This is a genomic window from Gimesia sp. (assembly GCF_048262075.1).
GTDB lineage: Bacteria > Planctomycetota > Planctomycetia > Planctomycetales > Planctomycetaceae > Gimesia.
This window is the reverse complement of record NZ_JBLXFK010000015.1, coordinates 166,911-180,501: the sequence shown is the minus strand read 5'-3', so window position 1 is coordinate 180,501 and position 13,591 is coordinate 166,911. Positions and strand designations below refer to the sequence as shown.

General features: G+C 49.3%; 1 protein-coding gene. It reads left to right on the top strand.

All coding sequences use genetic code 11. The features are described from left to right. Window positions 1-13,586 (top strand): Calx-beta domain-containing protein (locus ACN0YH_RS23755; protein WP_417382083.1); only part of this gene is annotated, 13,586 nt, incomplete at its 5' end. Window positions 13,587-13,591 lie beyond the last annotated feature (5 nt).

The window sequence follows — 13,591 nt, the reverse complement described above, 5'->3', positions numbered from 1 at the left end:
ATGGTGCTAACGATGAACCACAAGTGACAGCAGCAGTCACAACAACGGCAACGAAAGATGACGGCACCTTCAACCTCGACCTGCTCACCGGCAGCAGTGACATTGACACTACCGATGTCTTGAACGTTGAAAACATCCAGCTCGTCAGTGGCGACGGCACGGGCATCACCGACAACGGAAATTCGCTGGATATCGATCCCGCCAGCTATAGCACCCTCGCTGACGGTGAAACGGCAACCATCGTTTACTCTTATGATATTACCGATGGCAAGGGAGGCAGTGTTTCACAGACTGCCACCATTATCATCTCCGGCACGAATCTTGCCCCGGTAGCATGGGAAGATGCAGTGATGGCCGATGAAGATAATTCCATCAGCGGTGATGTGCTTGCTGATAATGGCAGTGGAATTGACAACGATTCAGACCCCGGTGATTCGTTAACGGTTACAGCAGTGAACGCAGTATCCGGAAACGTAGGCACTCAGATCACACTGGCCTCGGGTGCCCTGCTGACACTCAATGCAGACGGTAATTTTGACTATGATCCCAACGGGGCGTTTGAGTTCCTGGCTGCATCTGAATCCACTACTGACAGCTTCACCTACACCATTGATGATGGTCACGGCGGAACTGATACCGCCACTGTCACCATCACTATCAATGGCGTCAACGACAGTCCCACAGCAGTGGATGACAGTCTCGTCACAACCCCCAATGATCCAAACTCAATCAACATCCTTTCGGATGCAACAGGAACACAGTTTGATGGTGATTCCGATGGAACACCTGGCGGCGCCTATGATTTCTGGTTCGTCGCCAGCGATTCCAGCAATACACTCTATGTCGATAAAACCAATGTCACCAGTGGTAGTGGAACACTGAATAACCCGTTTTCAACTATCGAGAGTGCACTCAATAATGTCACCAGTTCAACACAAGTCGTTCGCATTCTGGGGAACGGGGGTACTGACGGTGATCTCCGGACAACCAACGACAGCGACAATTACCTGATTGGTTATGATGACAACTTCAACCCGCTGGAAGACGGTGAATCGATTATCGTCCCCCAGGGAGTCACAGTCATCATCGATCAGGGTGCCGTCATCAAATTGCAGAATACTGTGATTGACGTCGGCAGTTCTTCAACCCTGGATGACCGCAGCAATGCCGCCCTGCAGATATTGGGTACACCCGATGCTCAGGTCGTACTGACCGCATATGGAAATGATGCCGTCGGTGGAGACGATGACGGACCCTCAGACGGTGCCAACCCCGGCGACTGGGGAGGTATCATCTTCCGTGCTGATTCAGATTACGAAGAAGATGCCGTCTTCCTGAACTATATCGCTAATGCCGATATCAGTTACGGCGGTGGCCAGGTGCTTGTTAACTCTGTGCTTCAATCCATCGCCCCCATTCATATCGACGAAGCCCGTCCCACACTGGCATATAATACGATTACCCATAGTTCCAATGCCGCGATCTCAGCAGATCCCAACAGCTTTGATGCCACTGTGATGAAGGGAGGCGAATTCAATCATGATCAGACATTGAAGCGAGTTGGCCCCGATATCTACGGAAACACGATTCTTGACAACTCACTGAATGGTTTATTTATCCGCTCCGAAACTCTGTTTGGTCAGGATATTGACAAAGTTAATGTCACTGCTCGCTTTGACGATACTGACATTACTCACATCATCACGGAAAACCTGTTCGTCGAAGCTGGAACAGGGGGCCCTGTCATGGTTCATGATGACGTCACCGACACCAACAGACTACAGACACGCTATAGCGGCAGTGTCATCTTTGATGCAGGAATGGTCGTGAAGCTCGGTGGTTCCCGAATTCAGACGGGACGGGGGAATGCGGGCATCTATGCAGAAGGGACTGAAGACGCGCCCGTGGTCTTCACATCACTATTTGATGATCGTTATGGTGCAGGGGGAACATTCGACACAACAAACAATGACAGCCGGGGCGTTAATGAAAGAGTTGCCCAGGCAGGAGACTGGGGGGGCATTATCCTCAACCAGACATCTCATGGGTCAATTGACCACGCCATTATTGCTTATGCAGGTGGTTTCGCCCCCGTTGAAGGATTCTCAGACAGTTTCAACCCCATCGAAGTTCATCAGGCTGACTTGCGGGTTACGAATACCTTATTCGAAAACAATGCGGGAATCGCCTCTTCCACTGATCGAAACGGCCTCGGCAGCAATGAAGCAACAACGATCTTTGTGCGTGGTGCTCAGCCCATTATTGTAAATAATCAGTTTGTCAATAACAGTGGCAGTGTAATTAACATTAATGCCAATTCACTCAAGTCAGATATTCTGGATGACTATGGGCGATCTACAGGCGTCATCGATGCATTTGACTATCTGGATAGCAATGCGGGACCATTGGTTCGCCTGAATCAGTTTCAAATTGATGACCCGGAATTGTCTGGCATACTGGGAATGGTCGTTCGTGGTGAATTGCTGACGGTTGAGTCAGTCTGGGATGATACTGACATCGACCATGTGTTATACGACACAATCACCGTCGATAATTTCCACACTTATGGTGGCTTACGATTACAGAGTGCAACCGACGCCAGCCTGGTTGTCAAATTCGGTTCTGGCGCCGGATTTACTGCCACCGGACATGGACTGGATATTAATGACCGTATTGGTGGCATCGTACAGATTCTCGGTAACCCACAAAACCCGGTCGTATTAACATCCCTCTTTGATGATACCATTGGTTCTGGAATTGGTCTGGATGGCTATAGCGTGATAGATTCTATCGTCGAACCAGACTCGGCTCCCACTATTGCTCCTGCAGCCGGGGACTGGACCGGGCTACAGTTTCTTGAAATGAGCCACGACCGCAATGTCGCCATCTACAATGAAACGGAACTGGCTGTCCTTGATGGTAACGGGGATATAAATGGTATCATCCGCAAAGCCCAGTTCCTCGGAGAACTGGCACCGGACGAAAAGAGTGGAGATGAAAACCGTCGGCTGGGTTTCGAAGTGCATGGCACCATCGCCGGTAATAACTCTGGTGATGCGGACATCTACAGTTTCAATGCGGAAGCCGGCACACAAGTCTGGATCGACATCGACCGGACGGGACTGGCTCTGGACTCAGTTATTGAACTGCTGGACCCCCTGGGGCGCATCATCGCAAGTGCCACCAATAACACTGACGCAGTTGCGGGAACGGCCCCCTTTGCGACGATACCAAACCCATTGATCGAAAACATTAATTTTGGTGGTGACTTCTACTCCAGTAATCCCAAGGATGCGGGCATGCGTATCGTGCTCCCCGGCATGGATGGCATCCTGACAACCTATTTCGTTCGAGTTCGCAGCAATGGTGGTGATTCGAACGGCGAATACCAGCTGCAGGTACGACTGCGACAGGTGGATGAAGAGCCAGGTTCTACCGTCCGCTACTCCGACATTCGTTATGCAGCTAATGCCATTTACCTGGCAGGGCTCCCTGCCCATTCGCCTCTGATCAATGAGACGGTTGAGAATGGTGATGCCGAGTCGAGCACAGCCACTCAGAGCAACCTGGGAAACCTGCTGACCAGCGACCGCAACACGCTTGGTGTCAGCGGAAACCTCTCATCAGAAGCGGACATCGATTTTTATGAGTTTGAAATTACCCTTGAAGATATCCAGGCGATCGAGGGTGTGAACGCAGGGGGTAAAACCTGGGCAACGGTATTCGACATTGATTACGCTGACGGCCTTGGTAGAGCCGACACAACGTTGTCTGTCTTTGATTCTGAAGGGCGACTTATTTTCGTCAGTCGCGAATCGAACGTCGCAGATGACCAACATAGTGGATCCGCTGATGCAGACGACATTACCCGAGGATCGTTTGGTACGCAGGACCCCTACATCGGCAGTGTGCATCTACCGGAAGCGGGCACTTATTATGTAGCCGTCTCATCCAACACTCGTCTTGCCACAGCATTAGAGGCAACTTACAACGGTACCAACCCGAATGCCCTGGTCCGACTTGAGCCCATCAACTCCCTGCAGCGAATTGTAGAAGATCATATTGGCGCGCTGGGTTATACGTCGAATGGTGTGAATATTGAACCCGATGGGGGGTTATTTGACATCACTGATGGTGAGATTGACTCACATGTTACCGGGTTCGAATTGTCAGATGTGGTGCTCTTCACCACTAATGGTATTAATCTGTCGACAATAGACCCTCAGATTGGTAACACTGAAACAAGTATAGGAAATGTTACTGGTACCGATACAGATCATCAAATTTCTGATATTGTCATGCGATCTGATGGAAGACTGTTTGGTATTATAAACAATCAGTTAATTGAAATAGATACATCAGGAAATTTGCCGGACAATAATATTGGTACCATTAATATTGCTAGTATTTCAGGAAATCAGTCACTCGCAGCTGCAATAATTCAATCCACTGATAATCTTAGCAGACAACTAAACTTACTTAATCATGCCCCTACAGACTCTGATACACGCAGTATCGAGGCAATGACGTATGCACGTGTGGGAGATAATGGTACGACCCCTACATATGAGTTGTATTACGCTGTTACAGAAACAGGACGAGATTTTAGTGGAACTAGTGTTCAATTTCAAAAGCTATATGAAGCAAACCCTACTACTGGAGCCATCATCGGGAATAGTACTAGCGGAACTCTCGTGAATGGTTTCCGCGGTTACCTGCTTCAAGGAAGTAATATTACCTCAGCGTATGTTTCTTCAGATACCATCACTGATACTAATTCGTCACCGCGAAGTGGTACGCTATACTTTGAGTCCGTTGTGCCAGGTGAGCGCGGTGATAATATTGACATAATATTTGAACACGGTACCTCTAACGCAATTGATGTTACTACAGGTACTATTACAATTACACTCGATGGAGATAGTAGTGGCTCAACTTCCTGGAATATTGGCCAGATCGTTGCTCAAATAAATGATTCTCCTTCTGCCAGTCAATACATAAAGGCTGGTATGCTCGGAAATTCCAGCACGAATGGCTATCAAGCACTTGAACTCTCCTCGACAAACAACACTGTCACATATACTACAGATAATGGAATCGGGACACCAGATTTTGATGATTTGGTTACTGGGATGGCTTTTAAATCTTTTAACTCTATCGCTGATGGGGGAACGCCATTATACGGCGTAACAGAAAACGGAAATGTTTTAGAAATTGATGTTTCCAGTACAGACAATACGAGTGTGCAACTGAAACAAACTTCTGATTTTGTTTTTTCAGGTGCTGCCTTAGGCCCCCAGAACCTTTTTCAGAGTACATACAAAAACTATGTTTTTGCAGTTGACGAGGATGGGTCGCTTGTTGCACTCGATACTAATAATGGCGGCGCCATGGTAAGTGTTTTTGGGAGTAATGGTGATAAACAATCGGCTGCTGGTTCTATCGCAAGTACAGGTATTGCCTTTTCGCCCTTGGACTTCAACCTGTGGCATACAACACGCACCCAGGGAGAAATTGCAGGCCATGGAATTAATACGGCACCTGATAACAGCCGGAGTCCATCTGCCACCCCAGAACAGCTCGCTAAACTAGAAGATGAGAAGCAAGTATTTAATGAAAGCAATGGAGCGATCAGCTTCTATTTCGGTCTGGAACAGTTCAATGATGAAGATAACACCTATCTGTCCTACGAAGCTGCCAGTGCCCAACTCGGTATCCTGAATGCAGATTTCCTGAGAGACCTGACCAGTAACTCGGCTATCGGTAATAACGTCAATCTGCCCGGGGGAGCCCTGGGAAGCCTGACGACCGATACTTTCAGTCTGGCTGGTTACGGGGCCAAAGATGCTCCTACCATGTATTTCAATTATTTTCTGGATACCGAAAATACTAACTCGTCTGACACTAATCAAATGCGGGATAGCGCCCGGGTTTATTTGCAGGATGCATTTGGCAACTGGCATTTAATCGCGACGAACAATTCCACTAAATCGACAAGCGACACAGCATGGGAGCTGCCGACTTATATCACTCATACGGCAGCGGAAAACACCAATAGCGATGATACCGGACGTGATTATGTACAGGAACTTTTCGATGATACTAATGTCTGGCGCCAGGCTCGTATCGATCTGTCAGCATTTGCCGGTCAGTCTGATTTAAAACTACGCTTTGATTACAGCACAGCGGGTACGATCGGTGAACATGGAGATTTTGACTCGGACATACACGGTGTTGTCGACCCCGCATTCAACAGTAGCAGACGTGGGCAGAATAATACCGGTGAAGGGTTCTTCATTGACGATATTATTATTGGTTTTGCCGAACGTGGCGAAATGGTCACGAATTCCGATGAGGTCGCTACGTTCTTCGATGTTAATAATTACGTAGACGTCAATGGAAACAGTAATCAGATACCAGACGGTGCCTCTGACCAGATCCTGGCAGGCAGCTACAACCTGGAAATCAGGCGTGCTACAGAATACGCGATTCTCGGCGATAAGACCTCCCCGCTTATCGGCGTAGCGCAACTGTTTGACACGAATGACCGTCTGGTCGAAGAAGATGGTCTGCTGGGCGATGACAACTTCCGTCGCGAACAGGGTATGATACTGATTGAAGGAAATCAGATCTTTAATTCATCCAATGGAATTGTTGTCAATACCATTGGTCCTTTGGATTCCACAGACGGGCTCCCCCATCAGGGCGGCACACGGGTCCTGCCTAATCCGAACACACAACAGCTGGTGCCCGGGGCTGTGCTGCAGAACAACCTGATCGTTAATTCGACCTCAGTCGGTATTAACATCACCGGCAATTCTGACTCCCCGGAAAGTGTGATCCCGGTAGTAAAGGTGATCAATAACACGATCTATGGCGGACTTAGCGGAATCAATATAGACAGTCGAGTCAGCCCTACGATTGTCAATAATATCATCGCAAATACCGCCAATGGTATCACGATTGTGACATCAGGCAGTGCCGCCCCGGTCGTTGATGCCAACCTGTTCCAGTTCCGAGATGATACGAACGTTGGAACGCTGGGGACCAACGCGATCAAGGTTCTGGAAACCGAAGCATTGTTTGTCGATGCAGCTGCAGGAAACTTCTACCTGTCTGACAACTCCAAAGCCATTGACAGTTCATTGAACCGACTGGCAGATCGTCCGCTCTTTACTGCTGTCAAAACACCGCTGGGGATTCCCGCTTCAGACGTCTTCGCACCCACTCATGATGTATTCGGGCAATTGCGTGTGGATGATCCAACCCAGTCACCACCACCCGGCCTGGGAGCAAACGTGTTTAAGGACAAGGGGGCCATCGAACGTGCTGACTTTGTCGGCCCGACTGCCAGGATTACGCTGCCACTAGACAATGATGTCAACAACGTGGATCGAAATTCGAATTTGACAGAAGTGCTGGTCTTAGAGCCACAGTTATTTACCACCATGATTGTAAAATTGCGTGATAACGGGATTGGGGTCGATGACTCACTGGTGAATTCTGCGCAATTCACGTTGACGGCTCAGACCAGTACATCCCAAAGACTACTGCTGGAAGGCGACGATTATCTCTTCAGTTATAACTCAAACACCAATGAAGCCATCTTTACTTCCATCGATGGTGTCTTCAGCCTGGATACGCTCTATACCATCAATGTCCGTAATACTGACTACATCGACATCAATAATCCAGCGCTGAATATCATCGGCATCAAAGACCTGGCCGGCAACTCGCTCCAACCCAACAGAGCCGGCGGCATCACTGCCTTCACGGTCGGGGCAGCCGATGAAAACAATGACCCTCCGGTGAACCGGTTTGATGGTGCTTCCATTTCTGATCCAGGCTCAATGGCCGTCGACCTGGGGCTGAGTACAGAATTCAATACCCCCTTCCACTTCGCAGAAGCTTCCCAGAATATCCTCTCCGTTTCAGACCCCGATGCATTCCTCGGAGATGGCAATATCGAGGTAACGCTGGAAGCAGATACTAGTCAAGGAACGCTGTATTTCGACACGTTACTCACCCTGGATGGATTAACTGTTAACCAGACTGTTCCAGGGACGATCATCCTGACGGGTTCGGTTGCCGATGTGAATGATCAACTCCAGGAACTGGTCTGGACCCCCTCGACCAGCTTCTATAACGATACTGCGACTCTGACCATCACCACGAGTGATCTCGAAAACTTTGATGGAATGGGGACGGCTGAAGAAGACACAGATCAGATTCTCATCTCCGTCGGTGATGCACCGTTGATCTATTTTGATTCAAGCTCATACACCGTGGATGAAGCTGGTACCTTAACGGTGACACTAAGAAGGGACCTCACTGGCATTGTCGCCGAGGGAGAGGTTGCCATTGTGCTTCTAAACGGAGATACGGAAGCGGCTGATTTTACAGACTCCATGTTGCCCGCCAGCAACTATACGTTCGAATTCGGAGAATTCGAAGACACTGCTACTTTTACCGTCACATTAAATGATGATGATCTCGTTGAGCTTGATGAAACATTTGATCTAATGATTATCTCAACGAATCTTGATGGTGGATCGATTGACTCAGTCTCAGCCAATAACACAACCACGGTCACGATTACCGATAACGATAGTTCCAATATTACGATCACACCACAATTTGATTCCTCTGACAACGAAGTGACTGGCTCTGAAGATTCGGGAACCTTGAAATTCACAATCACCCTTTCGAACGCGATCGATGCAGATATTGCTCTTGACGTGGCCACCATCCTCGGCGGCACCGCGACCAGTGACGTAGACTACACAGCAAAATCAGAGCAAATCACAATTTCCGCCGGTGATACCAGTGCCACTTTTACGGTCTCCGTCAACCCTGATAACATTGTTGAGCTGTCTGAAACCGTGTTTGCCCAGATCTCAAACCTTACACTTCCGACTGGTTATGATGACATTGAAATTGACACAACAGGATTAGACACTGCGGTGGGAACCATTGACGACAATGACAGCGCTTTAGTTTCCATCGAAGCAGTCTCAGGGTCAGAATCGAATCGGCGGTTGCGTTATAAAGTCTCACTCTTACATCCCCTAGACGATACAATTGATGTCACCGTATCCGAGTCAATCGAAGTGACTGTTGCTACGATAACCGGTGGATCAGCTACCAGCGGGGATGACTATACCCCGACCACAGAAACGATCACATTCACTCCCGGCGGCCCTACTGAATTCTTTTTCGATGTCCCTGTCATCGATGATCAAATTGTCGAACTCGATGAGAATCAGACTGTCCAAGCGATGATTACCGGAATCAATGCTAACGGATATGCTGTCACCATTGATGGATCGAACAATACAGCTACCGAAACCATTGTTGATAACGACACGGCGGTAATCAGCATTCAGAGTGGTTCGGTGGGTTCGGAAGTTTCCGGGGAGGTCGAGTTTCGCATTTCCCTTTCCAAAGAAGTCGAAGGACAAGTCACGGTTGATGCAGTGACTGTCGATAACGTCGATGACGTCGACGCCGCCTCGGTCGGATTCGACTACACGAGTGTCTCAACGCCACAGCTGATCACGTTTGACGAAGGTGATACCTTAAAGTTTTTCACAGTAACCGTCACCAACGACGACCTGGTCGAACTTCAAGAAAAAGTGTTCGCGAAAATTGACAACGCAATGTTTGCCTCGGGCTTCAATGGGAAAATTTCGATTGCCACTACTGATCAAGCGACCGGGTTTATCCAAAGCGAAGATTTCGCAGTCATTTCCATCGACTCCCCTTCTGTTGCAGAAGGCACTCCTGTCGGATCGACTCCCGGCCCCACCGATCTCACCGAGCTCACCTTCAACGTGAACATTTCAAAAGCGGTTGCCTATAATGTCAGCGTTGATCTTTCAACTCAAGATGGTACAGCCACCGTCGCCGACAATGATTATCTACCGATCATCAGTCAGCGTATCATCTTTGCTGGCACGCCCGAAAATGACAGCCCCCCCCTCGACCAATTGAACAAGCCAATTACGGTTCAGATTCCACAGGACAGAAAAGTGGAATTGGAAGAGATGTTCAATCTCATCATGGACAACCTGCAGCGTGCAGGACTCGACGTCCGACTGGCTGCTCATCCGGTAACCGGGGTTGCTGCCGAGGGCACGATTGAGAATGATGACGTGGCAACAATTTCCATCAACCATGTTTCCCAACGGGAATCGGATGGGGATTTTGTTTTTACTGCCACTCTTTCTCGTCCAGTCGACGAGGTCATTTCCGTTGACGTTTACACGGCTGCGGCAGCGGTATCACCGCTTTTAGATGACAGTGATTACAATGCAATCGCACAAGATTCGCCAATTACGATCACGTTTACGCCGAATGGTTCATTAACTCAAAATTTCACCATCACCGTCAATGACGATAATATCGTCGAAGACAAGGAATTTTTCTCAATATTGATGGTTGACGATAGCCTGGTCAGTGAAAATCGGGAAGTGACGTTCACTCCGGGTATCAAACAGGGCGAGATCATAAACGACGACTCCGCGATTCTGTCAATCATTCCCGTGACAGGTACCGAAAACGACAGTCCCTTCCAGTTCCGGGTTGAACTTTCCAATCCCGTTGATATTGACATCACCGTTGATGCGGCAACCAGTGATGGAAGCGCAATCGCTTCAAAGGGCGATTATCTAGCAACATTTAAGCCCCTCACATTTGAGGCAGGTGTAACTCAGTTGACTGTCGATGTCCCCGTATTCCCTGACCTGGAAGTAGAAAGCCTGGAAACCTTTAATCTGACCCTGGACACTCTGGAAGCCTCCGGGCGTTCGGTCTACCTGACCAGCATTCAAGCTCGAGGTGGCACTGCAACGACAGACGCGGCGATTGCCGTCGATGTAGTGGGGGACTATGCCTACATCGCTGACCGGGATGGCGGGTTACAGATCTTTAATATCAGCAATCCCTCCAGCCCCGTCCATGTCGGTGCTTATGATTTTGCTCAGCAGGGAATTGCCCAGGGAATTGATGTCGTCGGCAATCTGGCCTACCTGGCTGTTGGTGTAGCAGGCTTACAGATCATTGACATTTCCAATCCTGAGAACCCCACATTTGTAGGCAGCATTGCCACCCCTGCCCGTGCTCGTGGCGTTTATGTTGAGGTAGACGAAAACAACCGAACGCTGGCTTACGTCGCTGATGATAGTGGATTCGGTGGTGGTTTACAGATCATTGATGTATCGGATCCACACAACGTGGGTCAAGTTGACAGTTTCGGAAACTATGTCAACCTCCTGGGCAGCTTTGGTGTGAATTCCCCCGGTGGACTGGCGGGAGGGGTATTTGTAAAGGATGACATTGCCTATATCACGGATGGTAATAATGGGCTGCATATCATTGATGTTTCAGATCCCACCCTTCCTGCTGGAAACATGACACTTCACCAGACCGTCGCCACCCCCGGTGGTTCTGCGACGGGGCTTCACGTTGCAGGAGACTTTGCCTATGTTGCAAATCGTGAAGGTGGTGTGCAGATTATCGATATCTCAGACCCCATGACAGCATCTCGTGTCGGCTCCTGGGAGACACCCGGTATCGCCACAGGTGTTCGTGTTGTCGGAAACTTTGCTTATGTGACTGATGGAACGTTTGGCCTGCAGGTCATTGATATTTCCCAGGCAAAGATTGTTAACACCTTCGATACCCACGGCCATGCCCGTAGCCTGTTCGTCTCAGATACCCTGGCCTTTGTTGCGGATACCTTTGGTGGCTTACAGATTCTGGAGTTCATCCCTGCAACAACAGCCACAGGAACCATTCTGGACCCCGCTGGCCCACCATTGACAGGAACCGCCTCTCCCAACACCACCATCAGTACCTCACTGGTGACAACGCCCACAACAACCAGTGCCAATGGCGAAACAGATGCTGTTCCTGACAGCGTGGCCTGGATTGATGAATGGGACAGTTTCTGGGTTGAAGTCTGGGGCAATACCAGCGATGGTTCCGGCATCAGTGGTGGTAATTTTGATCTGGAATACAATACGGATTACTTTACTGCGACCGCTGTGGAATTTGGTTCTGCCTTTGCTGGTTCCAGTACAGCCAGCATTGATGACCAGACCGGAATAATTACCGGCATCAGTGGTCAGAACAGCCAGAGTAATCTCGGTGGCAGTGGACAGGTTCTGCTGGCCCGCGTCAAGTTTGAATCGCTTGGTGAGGATAATGTTGTCATTGATCGAGTATCCGGGTTCCTTGGCCCGCATAGTCTGGGAATTCGAGTCGTCAACGCGTCCCTGGATGTTAGCGATTTTGGTGGCGTGACTGCTTCAACAGGCGAAACTCTGAACACCGAGCTCTGGGCTGTGCCATTTGACCTGAATGATGATGGTACCATCAATCACCGGGACCTGATTAAATTCACTTCCTATTATGGGATGACCGTAGCAGAAGCAAAATCGGGACTTGCCTGGTCACTCGACTTTGACAAAAGCGGGAAAATCAACCATCGAGACCTGATTTACCTTGTCAACAATTACAGTATCTCCCGAGGCACCGGGCAACAGATTTCCTTCCCGGCTAACTTCCCCCAGGAATGGTATGGTACTGCAATAACCACGGAAGGCAGCGACACTCTAACGACTCTGATTGATGCTGCCACTGAGGAATGGAAAACGGCAACGGGAAATCCGGACTTAACAGTTCAAGTCGTAGTGACTGATCTCGGCGGTCAACAACTGGGGGAAGGTCATATTCTGGAACTCGATGAAAACGGCATTCCGGTCAAGGGACGTGTATACATCGATGATGATGCTGCCGGCCTGGGCTGGTACTCATCTGTTGAAGGTCTGGCATTCGACAGTAGTGGCCTGGCGATTGCCGGTTCCGCTGCAGAAGGTCATTACGATCTGTACACAGTACTTCTGCATGAAATCGGTCATGCTGCCGGGTTCACTACAAGTTATTCCGCTTATACAAAGCATGTGGAAACAAGTGATTCCGGACAGGTTCAGTTTGTCAGCTGGGACTTTCTTGCTCCACTGACAGAGGATGGGCTGCATATTGATGAAACGTTCGATCCGAACGATATTATGGGTGCCACGCTGGACCCCTCAAGCAGAAAGATGATCTCCACGCTGGATATTCAAATTCTGCAGGCCGCCTATGACAGTGCACAGGGAGCAGTGATTACCCCACTGAGTGCCCCCTTGATGGCCTCCAGCCTACAGGCGGTGTCAACAACAGAACCCGTTGCTCCCGTCACGAAACCTGTCGTAGCTCCAGAGCAACAGCAGCTTGCAACTGTTGCTTCAAAATCATCAGGTCTTCAGGCAGATACTTTACCTGCCTGGTACCTGGCTCCTCAACTGCCTCTTTCAAGTTCCAGTCTGATTGTGGAGCAGTCAGTAGACCAGGATCTCCTGATCGGTTCCCTGTTCGAAGTTTCTTATGACACCGATCTATCAGACGATCTGGAACCAGAAGAAACCACTTTGGAGCTCAACTTCCATCCTGACTTTGATCTGGATGATATCCAGGACTCTGAAGTAGCCGATGAAGAGCTGGACAGCCTGTTTGCTGACTGGTCTGGCCCGCTGGTATAAGTACC